Source organism: Amycolatopsis sp. NPDC034160 (genome assembly GCF_055575355.1).
On sequence record NZ_JBVISU010000039.1, the window covers coordinates 27,125 to 47,420 of the forward strand.

At 69.1% G+C, this 20,296-nt stretch carries 23 protein-coding genes; 18 read left to right on the forward strand and 5 right to left on the reverse strand.

Going from position 1 to position 20,296, the window contains the following annotated elements:
- The first annotated feature begins 235 nt into the window (after positions 1-235).
- The gene (locus ACZ54P_RS39925) at positions 236-856 is read left to right on the forward strand and encodes a hypothetical protein (RefSeq protein WP_465466819.1); all 621 of its coding nucleotides are present in this window, start codon (positions 236-238) and stop codon (positions 854-856) included.
- Here ACZ54P_RS39925 and ACZ54P_RS39930 read toward each other — a convergent pair.
- From ACZ54P_RS39930 to ACZ54P_RS39950, 5 genes are all read right to left on the reverse strand, one after another.
- Positions 853-2,130, reverse strand: coding sequence for a beta-ketoacyl-[acyl-carrier-protein] synthase family protein (locus tag ACZ54P_RS39930; protein ID WP_465466820.1), 1,278 nt, complete (start codon positions 2,128-2,130; stop codon positions 853-855). The two genes, ACZ54P_RS39925 and ACZ54P_RS39930, sit on opposite strands and share 4 nt — an antisense overlap.
- Entirely contained in the window at positions 2,127-2,552 is a 426-nt protein-coding gene (locus ACZ54P_RS39935) for a cupin domain-containing protein (protein ID WP_465466821.1), read from the reverse strand. Before ACZ54P_RS39935 ends, ACZ54P_RS39930 begins: the two co-directional genes overlap by 4 nt.
- Positions 2,549-2,884: a TcmI family type II polyketide cyclase gene (locus tag ACZ54P_RS39940; RefSeq protein ID WP_465466822.1), complete on the reverse strand. Its 336-nt coding sequence runs from the start codon at positions 2,882-2,884 to the stop codon at positions 2,549-2,551. Before ACZ54P_RS39940 ends, ACZ54P_RS39935 begins: the two co-directional genes overlap by 4 nt.
- 79 nt (positions 2,885-2,963) lie before the next feature.
- Complete coding sequence (locus ACZ54P_RS39945; RefSeq protein ID WP_465466823.1) at positions 2,964-3,680, reverse strand: SDR family NAD(P)-dependent oxidoreductase; 717 nt, start codon at positions 3,678-3,680, stop codon at positions 2,964-2,966.
- An 89-nt stretch (positions 3,681-3,769) separates the two neighbouring features.
- Positions 3,770-4,390: a PadR family transcriptional regulator gene (locus ACZ54P_RS39950; RefSeq protein ID WP_465466824.1), complete on the reverse strand. Its 621-nt coding sequence runs from the start codon at positions 4,388-4,390 to the stop codon at positions 3,770-3,772.
- A gap of 146 nt (positions 4,391-4,536) precedes the next feature.
- On the opposite strand from ACZ54P_RS39950, the gene ACZ54P_RS39955 reads away from it, so the two are divergent.
- From ACZ54P_RS39955 to ACZ54P_RS40035, 17 genes are all read left to right on the forward strand, one after another.
- Positions 4,537-4,920 (forward strand): SchA/CurD-like domain-containing protein, encoded by a 384-nt coding sequence (locus ACZ54P_RS39955; RefSeq protein ID WP_465466825.1) that lies wholly within the window; start codon positions 4,537-4,539, stop codon positions 4,918-4,920.
- A gap of 60 nt (positions 4,921-4,980) precedes the next feature.
- Positions 4,981-6,585 (forward strand): FAD-dependent monooxygenase, encoded by a 1,605-nt coding sequence (locus tag ACZ54P_RS39960; RefSeq protein WP_465466826.1) that lies wholly within the window; start codon positions 4,981-4,983, stop codon positions 6,583-6,585.
- On the forward strand, positions 6,585-8,111 hold the full coding sequence (locus ACZ54P_RS39965; RefSeq protein WP_465466827.1) for a peptide MFS transporter: 1,527 nt from the start codon (positions 6,585-6,587) through the stop codon (positions 8,109-8,111). The genes ACZ54P_RS39960 and ACZ54P_RS39965 overlap by 1 nt, the downstream gene beginning before the upstream one ends.
- Positions 8,112-8,146: 35 nt before the next feature.
- On the forward strand, positions 8,147-8,884 hold the full coding sequence (locus ACZ54P_RS39970; RefSeq protein WP_465466828.1) for an SDR family NAD(P)-dependent oxidoreductase: 738 nt from the start codon (positions 8,147-8,149) through the stop codon (positions 8,882-8,884).
- The gene (locus ACZ54P_RS39975) at positions 8,884-9,264 is read left to right on the forward strand and encodes a SchA/CurD-like domain-containing protein (protein ID WP_465466829.1); all 381 of its coding nucleotides are present in this window, start codon (positions 8,884-8,886) and stop codon (positions 9,262-9,264) included. Before ACZ54P_RS39970 ends, ACZ54P_RS39975 begins: the two co-directional genes overlap by 1 nt.
- 5 nt (positions 9,265-9,269) lie before the next feature.
- Complete coding sequence (locus ACZ54P_RS39980) at positions 9,270-10,151, forward strand: NAD(P)-dependent oxidoreductase (protein WP_465466830.1); 882 nt, start codon at positions 9,270-9,272, stop codon at positions 10,149-10,151.
- 5 nt (positions 10,152-10,156) lie between these two features.
- Positions 10,157-10,606 carry an anthrone oxygenase family protein gene (locus tag ACZ54P_RS39985; protein WP_465466831.1) on the forward strand — a complete coding sequence of 150 codons (450 nt, stop codon included), beginning with the start codon at positions 10,157-10,159 and terminating at the stop codon, positions 10,604-10,606.
- Between the two features lie 98 nt (positions 10,607-10,704).
- Positions 10,705-11,967: a ketosynthase chain-length factor gene (locus tag ACZ54P_RS39990; protein ID WP_465466832.1), complete on the forward strand. Its 1,263-nt coding sequence runs from the start codon at positions 10,705-10,707 to the stop codon at positions 11,965-11,967.
- On the forward strand, positions 11,964-12,224 hold the full coding sequence (locus ACZ54P_RS39995; RefSeq protein ID WP_465466833.1) for an acyl carrier protein: 261 nt from the start codon (positions 11,964-11,966) through the stop codon (positions 12,222-12,224). Before ACZ54P_RS39990 ends, ACZ54P_RS39995 begins: the two co-directional genes overlap by 4 nt.
- 1 nt (position 12,225) lies before the next feature.
- Positions 12,226-12,693, forward strand: coding sequence for an SRPBCC family protein (locus ACZ54P_RS40000; RefSeq protein ID WP_465466834.1), 468 nt, complete (start codon positions 12,226-12,228; stop codon positions 12,691-12,693).
- A 15-nt stretch (positions 12,694-12,708) separates the two neighbouring features.
- Entirely contained in the window at positions 12,709-13,179 is a 471-nt protein-coding gene (locus ACZ54P_RS40005) for an anthrone oxygenase family protein (RefSeq protein WP_465466835.1), read from the forward strand.
- Positions 13,180-13,207: 28 nt separating this feature from the next.
- A complete protein-coding gene (locus ACZ54P_RS40010; protein WP_465466836.1) occupies positions 13,208-13,960 on the forward strand; it encodes an SDR family NAD(P)-dependent oxidoreductase in 753 nt (250 codons plus the stop codon).
- The gene (locus ACZ54P_RS40015; protein WP_465466837.1) at positions 13,960-14,292 is read left to right on the forward strand and encodes an antibiotic biosynthesis monooxygenase family protein; all 333 of its coding nucleotides are present in this window, start codon (positions 13,960-13,962) and stop codon (positions 14,290-14,292) included. Before ACZ54P_RS40010 ends, ACZ54P_RS40015 begins: the two co-directional genes overlap by 1 nt.
- The gene (locus tag ACZ54P_RS40020) at positions 14,292-14,603 is read left to right on the forward strand and encodes an antibiotic biosynthesis monooxygenase family protein (protein ID WP_465466838.1); all 312 of its coding nucleotides are present in this window, start codon (positions 14,292-14,294) and stop codon (positions 14,601-14,603) included. The genes ACZ54P_RS40015 and ACZ54P_RS40020 overlap by 1 nt, the downstream gene beginning before the upstream one ends.
- Positions 14,604-14,724: 121 nt before the next feature.
- Positions 14,725-15,981, forward strand: a complete 1,257-nt coding sequence (locus tag ACZ54P_RS40025; RefSeq protein ID WP_465466839.1) for an FAD-dependent oxidoreductase — start codon at positions 14,725-14,727, stop codon at positions 15,979-15,981.
- 710 nt (positions 15,982-16,691) lie between these two features.
- Positions 16,692-18,584: an AfsR/SARP family transcriptional regulator gene (locus ACZ54P_RS40030; RefSeq protein ID WP_465466840.1), complete on the forward strand. Its 1,893-nt coding sequence runs from the start codon at positions 16,692-16,694 to the stop codon at positions 18,582-18,584.
- Positions 18,584-19,750: a nucleotide disphospho-sugar-binding domain-containing protein gene (locus ACZ54P_RS40035; protein WP_465466841.1), complete on the forward strand. Its 1,167-nt coding sequence runs from the start codon at positions 18,584-18,586 to the stop codon at positions 19,748-19,750. The genes ACZ54P_RS40030 and ACZ54P_RS40035 overlap by 1 nt, the downstream gene beginning before the upstream one ends.
- Positions 19,751-20,296 lie beyond the last annotated feature (546 nt).

Here is a 20,296-nt window from a genome sequence, read left to right on the forward strand (position 1 = left end):
CTGTCGAGACGGTTCACTCTCGCGCATCATACTTCGAACCGGGCAGCGTCCTTTGATGAGCCGAATTCTCGAACACCACTACGGCATTTCGCCTACGCCATTCGAAGGTGAGCTTGAGGTCTCGGCAGCCGACTTGTACTCACCTGTCCACTGAGTGACATACTTTGGCCAGATGTCACATCTCGTGCCTGATCTTTGCTAACGTCCAGGGAACCGACATGAGGAGGCTGGGGCGATGACAGGGAATCTCGGACGACGGGCGATCTTCGGGATGGCGGCGACCGCCGGCGGCGCGTTGCTGGCAGGCGGCACCGCGGGCGCGGATGAGTCCACTGTGGACTCCACGGTGGACGGCAAGCATCAGGTGAGCCCGTCGTTCACGGTGGTGGACAAGCGAGGACGGCAGCGGTTCCTGCTCGACAGCCGTAAGCCGCCGCTGATCATCGACGGCCGGACCTACCCGCCCGAGCAGCGCTCCGGGCCGGAGAACGGCTCGTATCTGATCTTCAACGACGAGACCGGTGACGAAAAGGGCGGCCTGCTCGTCCATCCCACCGGCGGTCGCATCGCCTTCGACTATCCGCACGCGGTGGACGGGATCAACCTCAGCTTGTCCGCGAAGGACGGCGTGGGCGGCGCGGGCCTGACCATCAACGGCATTCCGGATCCCGACGCCGGACCCGGCGTCCGTGCCACGCCGCGTGCCCTCTTCGGCTGCCACACCACCTTCGGCGCACAGCTCGCGTTGTGCGATTCCCAAGGCCGTCCGCGAATCGTGCTCCAGGTCGACGAGAACGACCGGCCGACCATCAAGATCCTGGACGGGGACGGCAAAACGGTCAACGAACTGGCCTAGGGCGTGGAAGTCCTTCGGCTGTTCGGTCCACTCAAGACGACGGCCGTCTGAAAACCGCCGAAACCGCTGCCCACACTGAGCACGACGTCGGTGCGCTGCTCGCGGGCCACCAGTGGGACGTAGTCCAGATCGAGGTCCGGGTCCGGTTCCTTCAGGTTGGCGGTCGGCGGCACCACCTGGTTGTCGATCGCCAGCAGGCAGGCGACGACCTCGAGGGCACCGATCGCCCCCAGCGAGTGCCCGATCATCGACTTGATCGAGCTGACCGGGACGTCGAACGCGTGCGGCCCCAGGCTCCGCTTGAACGCCGACGTCTCGTGCCGGTCGTTCTGCTTGGTCGCCGAGCCGTGCGCGTTCACGTAGTCGATCTCGCTGGGGTCTCGTTTCGCGTACCGGAGCGCGGCGTTGATCGCCTCCGCCATCTCACGGCCGTCCGGCTTGAGTCCGGTCATGTGGAAAGCGTTGGTGCGATTGGCGAATCCGTCGATGACGCCGTAGATCTTCGCCCCCCGGCTCCGCGCCGCCTCCTCGCTCTCGAGCGTGACGATCGCCGCGCCCTCGCCGAGCACGAAGCCGTCACGCCGGGCGTCGAACGGACGGGAGGCGTGCTCGGGGTCGTCCAGATTCGGCGTGGTGGCCCGGATCGCGTCGAACGAGGCCACCGTGATCGGTGAGATCGGCGCCTCGGTGGCGCCGGCGAAGACGACGTCGGCTTCTCCCCGCTGCACCAGCATCGCGCCGTTCCACACCGCGTCCAACCCCGACGTGCACCCGGTGGAGATCACCGAGGAGGGCCCTTCCGCGCCGACCGCCCAGGCCACCTCGACCCCGAGCGTGCTCGGCACCATGTACCCGTACAACTGGGGTACCGCGTACTCGTGGTCGAGCAGCCAATGCTTGCCGTCGTCGGACAGCACCCGGTACTCGTTCTCGAGCCCCACGGTGCACCCGACCGCGCTGCCGACGGTGACGCCGACGCGTTCCGGCGGGATCGCGCCCGCGTCGAACCCGCTGTCCCGCATGGCTTCCTCCGCGCAGACCACGGCGAACTGGGCGGCCCGGTCCATCCGGCGCACCTCGCGCGGGGTCAGCCCGTTCGCCAGCGGATCGAAGTCGACCTCCGCGGCGACCTGGGAGCGGAACGGCGCCGGGTCGAAGTGGGAGATCCGCCTGGTCGCCGTCCGGCCCTCGCTGAGCAGGTCCCAGTACGCCTTCCGGCCGATCGCCCCCGGCGCCACCACGCCGATGCCGGTCACCACCGCCCTCCGGTTCATCGAGCCCCGCCGACCACGGGCTGCGACTCGTGCGGGGCGGGAGGCTCCTCGGTGTCCACGTGGCCCAGCTCCGGTCTCGGCGCGAGCGGGGACAGGTGGAAGACGTAGTGAGCCTGCTCGGTGCCGTCGTTCACCAGGCGGTGACGCGCGCCGATCGGCACCAGGAGGGAGTCGCCCGCGGTCAGCTCGATCGGCTCGCCGTCCAGGTAGAGGGTGCCCGTGCCGCGGACGAGGTGCAGGAACTCCTCGGAATGCGGGTGGTAGTGCTCGGAGACGTATTCGCCGGGCTCGAGCCACAGCACCCCGCCGAAGCCGGATGTGCTGGCCACTGTCCGCGGGCTCAGCGTGACCCGCATTTCCCCGCCTCGCCGCCGGTTCGCGGCGACCTCGGTGAAGTGTACTTTGTGGACGGTCTCGGTCACAGTTCCCTCCCGTTCTCGGCCGACCAGACGTAGAATTGCCGGGCCATCGCGTCTTTCGGTTCTTTCCAGTTCGGGTCGTACGGCGACACCAGCGGCAGCAGCTTGGTGTGGATGTCCTGGTACTCGGCACCAGGCCGGGCGCGGTACAGCCGCGGGGAGATGTCTTCGTCGGCCTCGACGAGGTGGAAATACAGGTCGTGGAAGCTGAACAGCGTCCGGCGGGAGACGCCGACCTGGTGCGGCAACCCGGTGGCGTCCGACTCCTCGAACACCTCCGCGATCCGGCCGGGGTCCGGTGTCTCGAGTCGCGCCACGATCAGGGTCCGGTGCACGGCGTCCTCCTAGAAACGGCCTGGAAACTGGCGTATTCCGATCTGACACACCGGAGCTGGAATCCGGCTCGAACCTGGCTCACCAGCCGATCAGCCGGTCGCCGCGGCGGAAGGTGCCGGTGGGCCCGTCGTCGGGCAGCGTCACCGCGTCGGCGATGGCCACGGCGGACTCTTCGGCCGTCCTGGTCGCCGACGGCATCATCCTGGTCTTGGTTTGCCCGGGGTTGACGGCGTTGACCAGCACACCGGTGCCTTCGGCGTGCGCGGCGAGCATCTGGGTGAGGCCGTTGAGCGCGGCTTTCGACACCGAGTACGCCGGGCAGCCGATGAACAGGCCCGCGGTGAAGGAACCGGTCGCGCTGGAGACGAACACCAGCCGGCCCCAGCCGCGGCCGATCATGGCGGGCAGGAAGGCCTGGGCCACCCGCCAGGAGCCGATGAGGTTCACCGCCATGGTGCGCTCGACCAGTTCCGGCAGGACGGTCAACGGGTCGGCACCGGTGTCGAGCATGACGCCGGCGTTGGAAACCAGGACGTCCACCTCGGGCAGGGCGCGCGCGGCGGCGGCCACGGAGCCGGGATCGGTGACGTCCAGCTGGATGTGCCGGACATCCTCACCCAGCCCGGCCGCGGCTTCCCGCGCCTGCGCCCCGTCACGGGCGCTTACGACGACCTCGAAACCCCGCCGTCGCAGTTCGGCGGCCACCGCCCGGCCGAGGCCCCGGTTGGCACCGGTGACCAGGGCGGTACGGGCCTTCGGGCGGTGTTCGTTCAGGGCAGTGCTCGTGCCGTTCATGAGGGCTCCGGATCGCGTCGGCGAAGCTGACGCGTCCGATGCTGGACAGAGCGGCTGGACCGTGAATCGGCCCCGGGTCGAAGCCGGGGTCAGGTGCCGCCGGCGGTCCCGTTCCGCTGGGCGGCTTCCAGCTTTTCGAGCATCCCGCGCAGCCAGGTGATCTCGGCCCTCGCCATCGTCCGCTGGTAGTCCGTGTCGACGAGGTGGATGGGGTCCAGTGGACCGCCGAAGTCGGCCAGCCGGGCGTTGACCTCGGCTTCGAACGCGGCGAGGTTCCGCTCGCAGGTCTCGAGCCGCTCGTTCAGGGCGGCCATCGCGTCGGAGCGCGAGATCGACGCGATGAACGCCAGCGCGGCGGGGAACTCCGGGTATTCCACGGCGGGGGTGCGCAGCATGTCGCGCACCCATTCCCGGGACAGCTGGACGCCGCTCTCGGTGGTGCGGAAGACGGTGCGTTCCGGCCGGTTCTCGTGCTTGGTGGTCTCGTGCACGGTGATCAGCCCGTGCCGCTCCAGCCTGCGCATCGTCTGATAGATCGCGTTCCGCTGGCTGACGTTGATGACGCGGTCCTTCTCCCATTCGAGAATCCGCTGACGCAGCCCGTACGGATGCTTGGGCTCGACGGCGAGCAGCAGCAGGACGGCCATGGCCAGCGGAGAGCGGCGGACCGTCGCCGTGTCTGCTTCCTCGTCCTTCGAGTGTCCGATCACCACTTGATTATAATCATAACAGAAACATTACATCGGACACCGATCCTCTGGCCGCGCCGGAAGTGCCGAGACAGCCGCTTGAGCCTCTCTCCAGCCCCCTGTCACACGGTTTGATTCCCGCCCCGGACAGCTCACGAGGAGACCCGATGCCCTTCGCCGCGATCAGTTACGACGTCAAGAGCGGGTTCGAGGACGAGCTCGTCGAGGTGTTCGCCGGCTTCCGCAGGCCGGACACCTCGCGGGTGCCGTCCGCGGCCGCGGACGGCACGCCGAGCCGCATCCTGAGCACCGCCGTCTTCATCCGCGACGGACTTCTGGTGCGCTTCATCGAGTACGAAGGCGACCTCACCGCGATCGCGAAGTTCATGGCCGCCCAGCCCGGTGTCCGTGAGGTCGAACGCAAGCTCAAGCCGTACCTGCGGACGCCCCGTGACACGGACACCGAAGAAGGCTTCGTGCGCACCTTCACGGCCAGCCTGCTTCGCAGCGTCACCCAGCTTTCCCTGCCCAAGGCCGCCGCTTCTTCCTGAGCCCACGGCGATCCGCCACGGAGGAACTCTCCCGTCCAAGGTCGAACGAAGGAACCGAACATGCAGGAAATCGCTGTACCAGTGCTGATCGTCGGCGCCGGGCCGGTCGGCCTCTCCGCCGCGGCGTTCCTCGGGCGGCACGGGGTGAAAGCGCTCGTCGTCGAGCGGCGCGACGGCACCTCCACCCTGCCGAGGGCGCCCGGCCTCCAGGCCCGCACGATGGAACTGTTCCGCGCGGCGGGCTTCGTCTCGAAGATCCGCGCGTTGGAGATGGGTGACTCGCATCCCTACTTCGAGGGCGGCATCATCCAGACCAGGACGTTCGCCGAAATCGACCACGCGGTGACCCTGGAGGCACCCTCGCTCGACGGGGAGCACATCAGCCCGGAGCGGGTGATGGGCTGTGGGCAGGACCGGTACGAGCGGGTACTCGCGGGGCTGGTCACCGACACCGGCGGCACGCTGAAGCACAGCACCCGCCTGCTCTCGTTCAGCCAGGACGAAACCGGCGTGACCGCGGAACTCGAGGAAAACGGGCAGCCGCTGCGGGTCCGGGCACGGTATCTGATCGGCGCGGACGGATCGGCCAGCACCACCCGCGACGTCCTCGGTATCGAGCGGACCGGGATGGGCACCGTCTTCGACGCGATGTCGATCTACTTCCGCGCCCCGGAGCTGGAAACCATGCTGGCCCACCGGAAGTTCATCCTCTGCTACGCGACCGCGGCCCCCGGCACCCTGATGGGGCTGTCCCGGCTGCACGGTTGCGACCCCTGGCTCGCGGCGCCGCTGTACTTCCCGGACAAGGGCGAGACGCGCGCGGACTTCACGGACGACCGCTGCCGCGAAATCATCCGCACCGCGGCGGGCAGGCCTGAGATGGACGTCGAGATCATGGCCAAGGTGCCGTGGCGGGGCGCGCAGCTGGTCGCCGAGACCTTCCGCGCCGGCCGGGTCTTCCTCGCGGGCGACGCCGCGCACCTGCACCCGCCTGCCGGCGGTTTCGGTGCCAATACCGGGATCCACGACGCGCACAACCTCGCGTGGAAACTGGCGGCGGTGCTGGCCGGGAAAGCGGAAGAGCCGCTGCTCGACTCCTACGACGCCGAGCGACGGCTGGTCGGTGACGCGATGGCGAGGCAGGCCATGGTGCGCAACCGGATCCGGCACGGGCACGCGGACGAAGAGACGGCCGCGAAGATGGTCGACGACGTCATCGTCACCCTCGGCTACCGGTACCGCTCCGCCGCGATCACCGGCGTGCCCGAAGACGCGCCGGTGCTCGCGCCCGAACTCGCGCTGACCGGCAGCCCCGGCACCCGGGCACCGCATTGCTGGCTCGAACGCGACGGTGAACGACTGTCCACGATCGACCTCTACTTCGACGATTTCGTGCTGCTGACGGGTTCCCGTGACAGCGGCTGGCTGGAAGCGGCGGACCGGGCCAGCAAGCTGCTCGGGGTGCCGGTGCGCAGCCACATACTCGCCGAGGGCGGCGACCTTCGCCCGGAGCAGGGCACTTTCGGTACCCTGCATGGGGTTCCGGAGCACGGTGCCGTCCTGGTCCGCCCCGACGCCTTCGTGGCATGGCGTACCGGCGCCACCGCTGACACCGCCGAAGACGCGCTGCGCGCCGCACTCGCCGCCGCGACGGGGAGGCCGTGATGGTGTCCGCGGCCGAACAGGACCTCGGCGACCGGACGGTCACCTTGTTCCGGATGCCTGACTGGTACTCCAGGTTGTTCTCCGCGGACCTGCTGGAGCGCTTCGGTTTCTATGGCCTGCAAGCGGTTCTGGTGTTGTACGCGGCGGCGCCGGTGAGCACGGGCGGGCTGGCTCTCGGTGCCGAGGCGGCCGCGCTGTTCGGCGCTTGGATCGCGTTCACCTACATGCTGTCGCTGGCGGGCGGCTGGCTCGGCGACCGGGTGCTCGGCGCCCGCCGGGCGATGCTCACCGGATGCGCGCTGAGCGCCGCGGGGTTCGCCTCGCTGAGCGCGGGACTGCCCGCCGCGGCCGGGCTCGGCCTGCTGGCGGTCGGCAACGCCGTGTTCAAACCGAACCATCAGGCCATGGTCAACCTGATGTTCGGGGACGGCCGGGGCCGGGAGTCCGGTATCTCGCTGATGTTCGTCGCGACCCAGGTCTCTTCCCTGCTCGCCCCGCTGGCCTGTGGCTGGCTCGGCGAACGGGTCTCCTGGTCGGCGGCGTTCCTGGCGTGCGCCGCGGCGATGGTGCTGGCAGGCGCCAGAATCGCCACCGCGGCGAACCGGTTCGGATCCATCGGCCTCGCCCCGCGAGCCGGGCTCACCGCGGCCGAACGGGCACGGCTGCTCCGCTGGACCGGGCTGGTACTCGGTGTCGCGGCCGTCGCCACGGTGTGCGCCGCGATCGCGGAAGTGCTGAGCGTCCGCACCCTCGTCAGCGCGGCGGCGGTGCTGCTGCTGGTCGCGACCGTCACGGGATTCCGTTCGCTGCACCGGAATCCGGAACTCACCGGCGCGGACCGGCGACGGCTCACCGCGTTCCTCACGGTGTTCTGCGGTGCCGCCCTGTTCTGGATGATCTTCGCCTATTCCGGCTCGCTGCTCACCCTGTTCGCCCGTGATCACGTGCGTCGCGACTTCGCCGGTTTCCTCGTCCCGGCGAGCTGGATGCAGTCGGTGATCCCGTTGTTCACGCTGTTGTTCGCCCCCGTGATCGCGCGGCTGCTGCCCCGGCTCGGGCGGCGGCACAACGTCGCGGTGAAGTTCGCGATCGGGCTCTGCCTGATCGGCGCCGGTTTCCTGACCATGGCCATCGCCGCGGGCCAGACCGGCGGCGGCGCCAAGGTCTCCCCGCTCTGGCTGGTCGGCGCCTACCTGGTCTCGGCGCTGGGCGAACTGGTGATCGCGGCGGTCAGCATCGCGGCGACCGCGGACGTGCTGCCGCGCTCGTTCACCGCCAGGATGCTCGGCCTCTACTGGCTTTTCGCCGGTCTCGGCAGCGCGATCGGCGCCGCCCTGCTCCGCCTGCTGCAACTGATCCCGGAGCAGTACTACTACCTCGGCCTCGGCACGGTCAGTGTCCTGACCGGACTGTTGTTCCTGCGAAGCCGCCGCCGCCTGACCGCGGCACTGCGCCACGACCCCGGCGAACACGAGGCCCTGCGGGCGAGTGAGCCTCCCACCGCTTCGCGCACATTGCCGGACTAAGACCCCGCTACCGAACCTCCCGAAAGGACCTCCGGATGCACCAAGGACTGGACGGCAAGAAAGTACTGGCGACCGGCGGCACGAAGGGCATCGGCCGCGCGACCGTGCTCGCGTTCGCGGCGGCGGGCGCCTCCGTGGTCACCTGCTACCGCGACGACGAAGAAGCGGCCGCCTCGTTGGAAAAGGAACTGGAACGGCTCGGTGGGACGCACCGCGTGGTGCGGGCCGACGTCACCGGTGAGAGCGGCGCGGCGGCCCTCGCGGCCGCGGCCACCGAGACACTGGGCACGGTCGACGTGCTGGTGAACAACGTCGGCGTGGACGGAGTGGTGCCCTTCGCCGAGCTCACCCCCTCCGAATGGCAGCGGGTGATGGAGCACAACGTGACCAGCGTGTACCACGTGACCCACGCGGTCATGGGCGCGCTGGCCGACGGCGCCTCGGTGATCACCGTCGGCTCCTCGGTGGCGCTGCGCGGACGGGCGAACGGTGTCCACTACACCACCTCGAAGGCCGCGCTGATCGGCTTCACCCGGGCACTGTGCAAGGAACTGGGCCCACGAGGCATCCGCGTCAACGCCGTCGCACCCGGGCTCACCGAAACCGAGCCCGGCGCCGGGCTGCCGCCGGAGGCCGTCGGCCGGATCGTCGGGATGACCGCGCTCGGCCGGATCTGCCAGCCGGAGGACGTCGCCGGGGCGGTCCTGTTCCTCGCCGGGGACACGTCGGCCTACATCAGCGGGATCACCCTCAACGTGGACGGAGGAGTCTGATGCCCTACGCGGCCATCTGCTATCGGGTCAAGCCGGGCAACGAAGACCGGATCGCGGAGATCTTCGCCGGGTTCCAGCGGATGTCGACGCCGCAGGCACCCGCCGGGAACGACCATGAAGGCGCCCGCCTGCTCGGCACGGCGGTGTTCGTGCAGGAAGACGTCGTGGTGCGCATCGTGCACTACGAAGGTGACTTCGCCGCGGTAGGAAGGCATGTCGGCGCGCAACGCGGAGTGCACCTGATCGAGAAAGCGCTTGCACCGTACCTCGCCGAACCGCGCGAGACCGTGACCGAAGAGGGCTTCTCCCGGTACTTCGCCGACGCGACCATGCGCTGTGTTTCCCAGCTTTCGGTCGCCGACCACCCGAACGCCCGGTGACCGCCATGAGCACCAGGGTGGCCGCGATCGGCCTCGGGGAAATGGGTTCGGGGATGGTCCGCGCGCTCCTCGCGGCGCGGTACGAGGTCGTGGTCTTCAACCGCACCACCTCCCGCGCCGAAGCGCTCCGCGCGGCCGGGGCGCGAGTCGCCGCCACAGCGGCCGAGGCCGTCGAGGACGCATCGCTGGTACTGGTCAGCCTCGCCGACGAAGACGCCGTGACCCAGGTGGTGCTCGGCGACCTCGCCGGAGTGCTCACCGACCGGCACACGGTGCTCGACACCTCCACGGTGTCCCCGCGGTTTTCGATACAGGCCACCGCGAAACTCGCCGAAAGCGGCGTGCGCCGGATCGAAAGCTGCGTCATGGGCAATCCGGAAATGGCGCGGGCCGGCCGGTTGCGGGTGTTCGCGGCCGGGGAGGAACCACCCGGCGCAGACGTCTCCGCGGTGTTCGACGCGCTCGGCCAGCAGGTGAGCTGGCTCGGCGAGACCGGCCGCGCGAGCACCCTCAAACTCGCCTTCAACCTCCTGCTCGGCGTGCAGACGGCGGGGCTGGCCGAGGCACTGGAGTTCGCCGAATCCGCCGGGATCGACCGCACGCTGATGCTGGACGTCTTCTCGGCCAGCGGCTGGTATTCGCCGATCCTGGGCTTCCGCGCGCGCTTCATGCGGGAACGCGACTACAAGCCGGCGGCCTTCCGCAGCGTGCTGATGCACAAGGATCTCCGGCTCGGCTGCGAGGACGCGGCCGGGCGCGGAGTGCCCATGCCGGTCACCGTCGCGGCCGCGGACCGGTACAGCACGGTCGTCGACGCCGGATTCGGCGACGACGACGCGGCCGTGATCGCGGAAGGATTCCACAGCGACACCCCGCCTTCGCGGTGACGACCGTGTCGACGTGGGAAGGCTGGCTGGCCGGCACGGTGACGGTGACCAGCGGCGTGATCGCCGGTGTGCTGTTCGCCGTCGCGCTCGCCGTGCTGCCCGCGTTGTTCGCGATGCCACCGGCCCAGTACGTCTACACCCACCAGCTGATCGGAAAACGGTGGGATCCGACGATGCCGGCGCTCGTGCTCGGGTCGACGGTGGCCGACGTCGTGCTCGCCTTTCTCGTACCGGAGCGGGCCTGGCTCTTCGGGGCGGGCGCGCTCGCCTTGACCGCGGTGTCGGTGGTTTCGCACTTCTGCAACGTGCCGATCAACCGGGTGGTCAAGCGGCTCGACCCGGCGGCGATCCCGGCCGACTGGGCCGATCCGCGGCCGTTGTGGCGTCGCTGGCACCTGCTCCGCACCGGGATAGCCGTGCTCGCCGCCGGGCTGAACACGGCCGCGCTGTTCTGAGCGGACCTGTCGAGCACCGTTCGAGAACCACTTCAGTGACCGCGCTGAAGATCGGAACCCAGGGCAGAAAGACTGCCAGACAAGAAAAGGTGAGGATCATGACCGATTCGGCTGGTGCCGATCGACCGGTCGTCACGGGGATCGGCGTAGTGGCACCGACCGGGATCGGGACGGCGGAACACTGGCGGGCCACGCTCGATGGCCGTTCCGGCATCGGCTACATCGACCGCTTCGATCCCGCGAGCTATCCGGTCCGGCACGCGGGAAAGCTCCGCGGGTTCGCCGCCGAGGACCACCTGCCCGGCCGGTTGCTGGTGGAAACCGACCTGTGGACGCAGACCGGGCTGGTGGCCAGCCACGAGGCACTGGCCGACGCGGCGCTCGACCCGGCGACGGTCCCCGAGTTCGAGATGGCCGTGCTGACGTCCAGTTCGTCCGGCGGGGTCGAGTTCGGCCAGCGCGAGATGGCGAGCCTGTGGCAGAACGGCCCGCGGATCAGCGCCTACCAGTCCATCGCGTGGTTCTACGCGGCCACGACCGGGCAGCTCGCGATCCGGCACGGCATGCGGGGTGCCTGCGGGGTGATCTGCGCCGAACAGGCAGGCGGGCTCGACACCCTCGGCCACGCCAGGAAATTCACCGCCGAGGACACCAAAGTGGTGGTCGCCGGCGGCACTGACGCGCCGTTGTGCCCGTACTCCCTGGTCGCCCAGCTGAGCAACGGCAGGCTGTCCACCGAGCCCGACCCGCGCCGGGCCTATCTGCCGTTCGACGAGGCGGCTTCGGGCTACCTGCCGGGCGAAGGTGGCGCGATCCTCATCGTCGAAGGCAAGCGCGCCCACCGCGAACGCGGGGCCGGGCACTCCTACGGCGAGGTGGCGGGCTACGCGGCGGGAATGGACCCGCGACCGGGATCGCCGAGGCCACCCGCGCTCGCCAGGGTGATCCGCGCCGCGCTCGCCGACGCCGGTCTCGGACCGGGTGAGATCGATGTCGTCTTCGCGGACGCGGCCGGCTCGACTCGGGACGACCTGCTGGAGGCGCGGGCGATCACCGAGGTGTTCGGTGCCCGCGCGGTTCCGGTCACCGCGCCGAAGACGCTGGTCGGCAGGCTCTACGGCGGCGGGGCCGCTCTGGACGTGGCGACCGCGTTGCTGGCGCTGCGCGACGGCGTCATCCCGCATACCGCCGGCACCACCCGGCTGGCTCCCGGCTGCGACATCGACCTGGTGCGCTCGGCCCCCAGGGAGGCGGCACTGACCAGCGCGCTGCTGCTCGCGCGCGGCTACGGCGGCTTCACCTCGGCCCTCGTCCTCCGGAAGACCGAACCCGACGGAACCACCCAGGGAGCCCATCGATGAACCAGCTCACCATCGAAGACCTGCGCGAAATCCTGCGCAGCAGCGTCGGGGTCGACGAAGGAGTCGATCTGGACGCCGACATCCACGACGTCGAGTTCGCCGAACTCGGCTACGACTCGCTGGCCATCTTGGAGCTGGCAGGCCAGCTCCAGCGCCGATACGGGGTCACGATCTCCGACGACGTCGCCCTCGACATGCGCACCCCGGCCGAAGCCCTGCGAACCATCAACCGCCAGCTGGAAAGGACGGCCCGCTGAGATGTCCGGTCACGTCGACAACGAGATCCTCATCAAGGCCCCGCTGGAGCTGGTGTGGGAGCGCACCAACGACATCGAGTCCTGGACCGAGCTTTTCAGCGAGTACTCGGCCGCCGAGATCCTCTCCGAACGGGACGGCACCATCGTGTTCCGGCTGGCACTGCACCCCGACGAGAACGGCAAGGTGTGGGACTGGGTCTCGGCGCGGACGCCGGACCACGAGACCTACACCGTCCGTTCACAGCGGGTGCAGACCGGACCGTTCAAGTACATGTGGATCTACTGGGAGTACAGCGAAACCCCGAACGGCACCCGGATGCGCTGGGTACAGGACTTCGAGATGAAGCCCGCCGCGCCGATCGACGACGAGGGCATGCGGAAACGGATCGACCACAACACCGGTATCCAGCAGAAGCTCATCAGGGACAAGCTCGAGCGGCTCGCCGGCCACCGCGCCGCGGCCGGCTAGCCACCGGGAGACGCCGTGCTCGGGTTACTGCTTCCCTTGGTACTGCTGGCGAACGGCCTGGCGGCCGGGGTGCTCGTCGGCACCCAGCTCGGTGGCTGGCCGCTGCTGCGCGGTCTCCCGCCGGACCGGTACGTCCAGGCTCACGCCTTCTTCGCCACCCGCTACGACCCGTTCATGCCGGTGTGTTTCGTCCTCACCTTCGCCGGCGACCTGGCGCTGGTGTTCGCCGACGAAGGGCCGCGGCGGGTGGCGTTCGGTGCCGCCGCGCTGCTGACCGTCACCGCCATGGTCATCTCGGTGGTGAAGAACGTGCCGGTGAACAAGTGGCTCCGCACCCTCGACCCGGACAGCCTGCCTGCCGATTTCGCTCGGCTGGACCCCCGAAAGCATTGGGGCGTTTGGAATCGTGTCCGCGGCACGCTCGCCGTGCTCGCGTTCGCGCTGAACTGCGCCGCGCTCGGTTTCCTGCTGGGCACACGGATCTGACCCGACGAAGAAGACGAGGAGCATTCCGATGGATCTTGGTTTGAGGGGCAAGACGGCGCTCGTGACCGGCGGGAGCCGGGGTGTCGGCCGCGGCATCGTGCTCGAGTACGCCCGGCACGGCATGGACGTCATCACCTGCCACCGCACCGATTCCGAAGCCGCGGCCACCCTGCAGCGGGAGCTCAAGGAGATCGGCGGCAAGCACCACGTGGTCAGGGCCGACCTGACCGACGCGGGCGAAATCGACCGGCTGTTCGAGGTCGTCCGCTCGCAGTACGGCACGCTGGACGTGGTCGTGAACAACGCCGGCGCGATCAGCCACATCCCCTACGCCGAACTCCCGCTCGACGAGTGGCACCGGGTGCTCGCGACCAACCTGACCGCGGTGCACCTGGTGACCCAGCAGGCGATCGAACTGCTCGACTCCGGCGGCTCGGTGATCAGCATCGGCTCCAAATCCATCGACGCCGGGATCCCGCTGCGCGCGCACTACACCGCGACCAAGGCCGCGCTGCAGGGCTTGAGCAGGTCGCTGGCGAAGGAGTTCGGCGGCCGCGGTGTCCGCTTCAACGTGCTCGCCCTCGGCGTGATCGCCACCGAGGCGATGGACGCGATGCCCGCCGATACCCGCGAAACCATGGTGCGCCGCTACTCCGACAAGACCGCCCTGCGACGGCTGGGCACCCCGGCCGAGGTCGCGGGTGCCGCGCTCTGGCTGGCCAGCGACCTCGCGCGGTACGTCACGGGTTCGGTGCTCAGCGTGGACGGGGGTATCTCCTGATGGCCACCGACACGGTTTTCCGGGTGATGCTGCGGATGCTGATCAAACCGGGCATGGGGCCCGATTTCGAGCGGGTCTGGTCGGAGGTCGGCGACTCGGTGGTCACCCATCCGGCGAACCTTGGCCAATGGCTTTCGCGCTCGGACGAAGAAGATCCCGAGAACGGCGGCAGCGTCTACTACATCGTCAGCGACTGGGTGAGCGAACCGGCGTTCCGCGAGTTCGAGACGAGCGACCGGCACCTGACCCACCGTCAGAAGCTGCACCCGTACCGCTCCGGTGGCTCGATGGTCACCATGCGGGTGGTGGCCCACCTCCCCGGGGCGGACTGATGCCCGGCAAGGTGCGGGTTCTGCTGTTCCACCGCACCGCCGACGGAGAAGGTCTTCGGGCCGCCTATCGCCGGACCAGTGAGGCGCTGAGCGGTACCCCCGGACTGCTCGGCAACGAACTGCTCGGCTCGGTGCACGACAGCGCCGAATTCATCGTCATCAGCGACTGGGCCGACCAAGCGGCCTTCGACGCCTGGGAAACCGGCGCGTCCCACCGGGACAGCACCGCGCCGCTCCGGCCGTACCGGGATCTGGCCCTGGCCCGCCCGTTCGGCGTCTACCGCGTGCTCGACGGCTTCGGCGAACCGTGAAGGCCTGGTACCGCTGGGTTTCCTGGCCGCTGCGAGGTTTGGCGGCACTCGGCGCCGGCGCCGGCTGCGTCGTGGCTCCCGCGGCGGAAGCCACGCACGGCGACAAGAGAGAGGAAACGGCATGTCCGCAGGACGTCACGGACCACGGGTGGTCATCATCGGCGGAGGTGTCGGCGGGCTGATCCTGGCGCAGGGACTGCACGCGGCGGGGTTGCCCGTCACGGTGTACGAACGTGACGAGTCCCCGCGGGTGCGGACCCAGGGCTACCGGCTGCGGATCAGCCCGGACGGCGAGCGGGCGATGCGCGAATGCCTGCCGTCGCGGGTGCTCGAACTGCTGCTGGCCACCTCGAACGAACGCCACGGGCACGGCCTGCTGGCCTTCGACGAGCGGTTGCGCCCGCAATGGGCACCGGAGTTCGACGATCCACGGGGCCCGGGGCCGGACAAGATCGACGCCGTCGATCGCGTCACCCTGCGGCGGGTCCTGCTCGCCGGGCTCGGCGACGTGGTGCGGTTCGGCCGACGGCTCACCAGGGTCGAGGAGAACGCGGACGGCGTCACCGCCCACTTCGCTTCCGGTGAAGCCGCGACCGGGGACGTCCTCGTCGCGGCGGACGGGGCGAACTCGGTGGTGAGGAACCAGCTTCGCCCGGCGGAGCAACCCAGGGACCTGGGTGTGCGGACGGTCTTCGCCCGCCTGCCGATGGACGGGGTGCACCGGGCTGGTCTGCCCGAGGGGCTTCGCGGCGCGTTCAGCTATGTGATCGGCTCCGACGGGCATCACCTCGGCCTGATGCCGATGGTCTTCCGCGAGCCGCCGTCACGTGCGGCGGCCCGGCTCTGGCCAGGGCTGGACCTGCCGCCTGGCGACGACTACTACATGGCGGTGCTCAACGTGCACCGCGACGAACTGGCGATGCCGGACTCGGAGTTCTTCGCGTTGGACGGCCGGGAGCTGGCGGGCTTCGCCGCCGTCCGGATGCGTGACTGGAACCCGGGCCTGCGCGGCCTGTTCGGACTCGGCGACCCCAAGGACACCTTCGCGGTCTCGCTGCGGGCCGACCTTCCGGTCCGGCCCTGGGGCACGGAACGGATAGTGGCACTCGGCGACGCGGCGCATACGATGCCGCCGTCCGGTGGAGTCGGGGCGAACAGCGCCGCCTGGGACGCGGCCTTGCTCACCCGGTTGTTCCGCGAGGTCGCCGACGGCGGCACCACCCTGCCCGCCGCGTTCGGCCGGTATCGAGAGGCCGTGACCGAGCACGCGACCGAGGCCGTCTCGCTGTCGCTCAAAATCGCTCAATGGTCCATTCGCAAGATCGACATCGAGGTGCCCACGGCAGGCTCGGAGAAGTCCGCGCACCATTCCCGGTGAGAATTCCGATTTCGACCGGCTAATAACAATGGCGAACCCGACTCCAACTCCGGCAGGCCGATGAAATTGATCGAATGAACGATTCTCGCCGACCATCCCGTTCCACCGGGGATGCTCGGCGGGAATTTCCGCGCCCCCCTCGATCGGACACCGCCGGGCCCTCGACCGGTCGCCACTGCGGGCGCGACGCCCTCCAAGGCCAGGTCACAGGCCCCCTGGCCCGGCCAGCGGGACGCGGGGGTCATCGGGATCGGAAATAGTGTCATTAAGTCTAATCATCATCGACCCAACTCAGGACAATTGCTCACTCTTTTCACCGGTCAGCCGCTTGCCTCCCACTCAGGGCGACCGATCTGAACCGCGCCGATGGGAATAATTCACCATATCGAACTACACCGGGGCGTCGAGGGTCGCCGTCGGCCACCCCGCTCCCGGCGGGTCTCGGAGCGGCCGCCCACGTCTCCCGCGACGGCTTGCCATATGTCCGTAATGCACCATCTTCTCCAGCGGCGGCGACACATTTCCGACTGCTCTTCGACAGAAATTCGGGCACGCCCGAAATGCGCCCCCGGTACGGTCTTACAGTCCGTGGTTCTTTTATCGCCCATCTGGCCGTAGACCTCGACTGGTCATTTTGAAACTATTAGCGCGAGTAATCTTGCTTGTCGAGCCATGGGGGGCCCACCTTGAGAATCAGTGTGCTCGGACCGTTGGAAGTAGTTCACCTCAACGCGATTATCACCCCGACAGCCGCGAAACTTCGCCAGGTACTCGCCCTGCTCGCCTTGCATTCCGGCCGGGTGGTGCGCAACGAGCAGATCCTGGAAGAGCTCTGGGAAGACAACCCTCCGGTCAGCGTCACGACCACCATGCAGACTTACATCTACCAGCTGCGCAAGCTGCTCCGCCTCCAGCGCACCGGACTGCCGACGTCGGAGGAATACGACACGAGACCGCTTCCCAGCCTGCAGACCTCACCAGGCGGGTACAGCCTCAACTACGAACCCGAATGTCTTGACGCGTACCGCTTCGAGCAGTTGGTGAACCAAGGGCGGCTGGAAAGTGCGGCGGGCCGCTGGACCGACGCCGCCGCCACCCTGACCCACGCCGGTCTGCTGTGGCGCGGACCAGCGTTGGCGGATGTCAACGTGGGGCCGGTGCTGCACGCCGAAATCCTGCGGCTGGACGAATTCCGCCGCAACGCGCTGGAACTCCGGCTGGAGGCGGACCTCCGGCTCGGGCGGCATCACGAGCTGATCGGCGAACTCGCCAGGCTGGTCGGCCAGGAGCCGACCAACGAGAGCCTGCAGTCGAAGCTGATCATCGCACTGCACCGGGCCGGGCGGCGGGCGGAGGCCCTCCGCGTCTACCAGCAACTGCGTACCGCCCTCAATCAGGAACTCGGTCTCGACCCGTCGGAGGAATTGCAACGGCTGCACCGGGCCGTGCTCGACGCCGACAGTTCACTGGACCTGCCACTGGACGACGAGGTGCAGCGGGTGACGCTCGTCGAGCCACAGTGTCAGTTGCCGCCGAGGCACAACAACCTCGTCAGCCGGGACGAACCGCGGTCCGTGGCGCTGGCCGCATTGCGCGCCGGCGAATCGAGTGGCCCCCCGACGATCGTCGTGACCGGGCCCCCCGCTTCGGGCAAGTCCGCCTTCGCCGTCGACATCGCGCATTCGGTGCGCCACCAGTACCCCGACGGCCAGCTCTACGCCCGGCTCATCGACGACGACGGCAACGTGGTCGGCAAGAACGAAATCCTCGGCGACTTCCTCCGCGCGCTCGACACCCAGCACCCCGACCTGCCCTCCGGCACCCACGACCGGATGCTCCGCTTCCGTTCGCTCACGTCGAACCGGCGGTTGCTGACCGTCTTCGAGGACGTGACGAACCTCGACCAGCTGGCCGGGCTGATGCCGTCCGGGGACGACTGCGCGGTGATCGTGATCAGCAGGCGACGGCTCGCCCCGTCGCCTTCGGCCACGGTGATCGAGCTGTCACCACTGGACCTCGAGCAGAGCGGCGTACTGCTCGCCGGCTGCCTCGGCCGCGACAAGGGCGGCACATCCGCCGCCGCCGACAAGGAATTGCTGCGGTTGTGCGATGGGCTTCCCGGCGCGCTGGAGACCGTGGCGAACCGGCTGAAAGTCCGTCCACATTGGACATCGGCCCGCGCCGTCCGCTGGATCAAGGCCGAACTGGCGAGGGATGGTGGCGCCACCAGCGATCCGCTCGGCCTTCGCGCCGGGGTCTGGCAGAGTTACCTGTGCCTGACCCCGCCGGGAAGGGCCGCGTTCCGGATAGTGACCGAAGCGCCGACGGGCACGGTGTCCACCGCCGAACTGGCGGCTCGCCTGTCCGCTCCGGAGTACATCGCGGAGACGATCCTCGACGAACTCGCCGAGCTGTGCCTGGTGACCATCCAAGAGGACGACTCGAGCAGTTGCCACTGCCTGCCTTGCATCCGCGCCGTGGGGCATCAGCTGATCGAAGAGCACACGCGGCTGTCGGAGATGCTCACCGAGGGCACCGAAGACACGTTCGACATCCCGGAGCAGGAGCGCTTCCGGCTTCACTACGCGCAGCGAGCCCACTGATGCGCGTACTTCTGACCGCCTGGGCCTGGCCTTCTCACCTGTACGCGCTGGTGCCGATGGCGTGGGCGTTGCGTTCGGCGGGCCACGACGTACTACTGGCCAGCCAGCCGGCCGCCGAGGCGTTGGTGACCGGAACCGGGCTGCCGGGCGCGACCGTCGGGACCGACGTGCCCGCTGCCGACATGGTCCGCCGCTATGTTCTTCCCTCCACAAAGGACACCGATGTCCCGTGGGGAGGCGCGGCGCGCGGCGGGAACGGGCCGAGGGCGATGGAGATGTTCCTCGCCCACGCGGAGTCCATGACCGGCGGGCTCGTGGAACTGGCCGGTCGGTGGCGACCGGATCTCGTGGTGTACGAACCGACCGCGCTGGCCGGGCCGATCTGCGCGGCGGCCGCGGGCGTGCCCGCGATACGCCATCTCTACGGCACCGATCTGATGCTGCGCGCCCGCACCGTCCTGCCCTCGGCACTGGCGCCGCTGGCGGAACGGCACGGCGTCACCGATTTCGACCCTTTCGGGACGTGCACCATCGACCCGGCCCCCGCGTCTTTGCAACCGCCGTCGGACTATCGGCGCCTCCCGATCCGGTACCTCCCGTTCAACGGCCCCGGCCCGCTCCCGGCACCGCCGCCGCGCGATCGGCGGCCGACGGTGTGTGTCAGCTGGGGGCACACGATGGCGAAGCTTCACCCCCGGCTCTTTTTGGCCGGTCGCATCGTCGAAGTCCTGCGGAAGCTGGATGTGCGCGTCGTACTGGCATGTTCGTCGGCGCAGCTCGGCCTGCTCGGGCCGGTGCCGGACGACGTGTCGCTGTACGTCGACGCGCCGCTGGACGGCCTGCTCGGGCACTGCGACCTGCTCGTGTCGCACGGCGGTGCGGCGAGCATCCTCACCGCGCTGTCGAACGGGGTCCCGATGCTGCTCGTACCGCAGCTGCCGGATCACACCGCGCACGCGGGCCGTGTGCTGGCGAAGGGGGCGGGCGAGGTGCTCACCCGCGACGAGGCGACCGACGAGGCCGTCACGACCCAGGTCGAGCGCCTGCTTTCCGAACCGGGCTTCCGGGCCGCGGCGCTGGCACTGCGGGAGGAGATGCGCGCCCAGCCGTCACCGGCTGCGGTGGTCGCCGAACTGGAGCGGGTGGCTTCGGCCCCCGCGAGCTGAACCCGGGCCTGCCCTCCCGAACCCCCCAGCACGGAAGGGCCGGCCCCGCCAGGGCCCCGGTGCGGTCATGCCGCACCGGGGCCCTTTTCACGCCGCTTTCATCGAGAGGGTAAGGCGACCGTGGTGTTCGCGACACGCCACCGCGGCCCCCGCCTCGATAACCCAGACGAGACGTGTCCGTGAAGGCCTCCGATGTGGGGCAGCTGGGTGGGTCGTGAGTGGCGATTCGGGTTCTCTTGAGGGGTAAGGCAAAGGTGCCATGTCCTGCTTCGATGCTGGGGCCGCGGGGTTTCCACTGTGTCGCGAAAGCCACTTTCAGGGCATGTGGTGACCCGAAAGTGGCTTTCGCGACATGAGCGGCTGCGGCTGCGGCTGCGGCTTCGAGGGAATGCGCCGCAGGCCGGTTTGAGGGTGGCCTCCGGATCGCCGGGATCGACGGTGAAGGAATCGGGACACTCAACCTGGATCCACCGGTGTGGTGTGGGTGTTTGGGGTGTGTCTGGGTACGCAAATGCCCTCTGGCTTGGGATGATTGTTCTTGCGACG

Excerpts from the sequence above, each read along its gene's own strand:
- ACZ54P_RS39925 (WP_465466819.1), top strand. The coding sequence starts at position 236 with ATGACAGGGAATCTCGGACGACGGGCGATCTTCGGGATGGCGGCGACC.
- ACZ54P_RS39930 (WP_465466820.1), bottom strand. The coding sequence starts at position 2,130 with ATGAACCGGAGGGCGGTGGTGACCGGCATCGGCGTGGTGGCGCCGGGG.
- ACZ54P_RS39945 (WP_465466823.1), bottom strand. The coding sequence starts at position 3,680 with ATGAACGGCACGAGCACTGCCCTGAACGAACACCGCCCGAAGGCCCGT.
- ACZ54P_RS39955 (WP_465466825.1), top strand. The coding sequence starts at position 4,537 with ATGCCCTTCGCCGCGATCAGTTACGACGTCAAGAGCGGGTTCGAGGAC.
- ACZ54P_RS39960 (WP_465466826.1), top strand. The coding sequence starts at position 4,981 with ATGCAGGAAATCGCTGTACCAGTGCTGATCGTCGGCGCCGGGCCGGTC.
- ACZ54P_RS39965 (WP_465466827.1), top strand. The coding sequence starts at position 6,585 with ATGGTGTCCGCGGCCGAACAGGACCTCGGCGACCGGACGGTCACCTTG.
- ACZ54P_RS39970 (WP_465466828.1), top strand. The coding sequence starts at position 8,147 with ATGCACCAAGGACTGGACGGCAAGAAAGTACTGGCGACCGGCGGCACG.
- ACZ54P_RS39975 (WP_465466829.1), top strand. The coding sequence starts at position 8,884 with ATGCCCTACGCGGCCATCTGCTATCGGGTCAAGCCGGGCAACGAAGAC.
- ACZ54P_RS39980 (WP_465466830.1), top strand. The coding sequence starts at position 9,270 with ATGAGCACCAGGGTGGCCGCGATCGGCCTCGGGGAAATGGGTTCGGGG.
- ACZ54P_RS39990 (WP_465466832.1), top strand. The coding sequence starts at position 10,705 with ATGACCGATTCGGCTGGTGCCGATCGACCGGTCGTCACGGGGATCGGC.
- ACZ54P_RS39995 (WP_465466833.1), top strand. The coding sequence starts at position 11,964 with ATGAACCAGCTCACCATCGAAGACCTGCGCGAAATCCTGCGCAGCAGC.
- ACZ54P_RS40000 (WP_465466834.1), top strand. The coding sequence starts at position 12,226 with ATGTCCGGTCACGTCGACAACGAGATCCTCATCAAGGCCCCGCTGGAG.
- ACZ54P_RS40010 (WP_465466836.1), top strand. The coding sequence starts at position 13,208 with ATGGATCTTGGTTTGAGGGGCAAGACGGCGCTCGTGACCGGCGGGAGC.
- ACZ54P_RS40015 (WP_465466837.1), top strand. The coding sequence starts at position 13,960 with ATGGCCACCGACACGGTTTTCCGGGTGATGCTGCGGATGCTGATCAAA.
- ACZ54P_RS40020 (WP_465466838.1), top strand. The coding sequence starts at position 14,292 with ATGCCCGGCAAGGTGCGGGTTCTGCTGTTCCACCGCACCGCCGACGGA.
- ACZ54P_RS40025 (WP_465466839.1), top strand. The coding sequence starts at position 14,725 with ATGTCCGCAGGACGTCACGGACCACGGGTGGTCATCATCGGCGGAGGT.
- ACZ54P_RS40035 (WP_465466841.1), top strand. The coding sequence starts at position 18,584 with ATGCGCGTACTTCTGACCGCCTGGGCCTGGCCTTCTCACCTGTACGCG.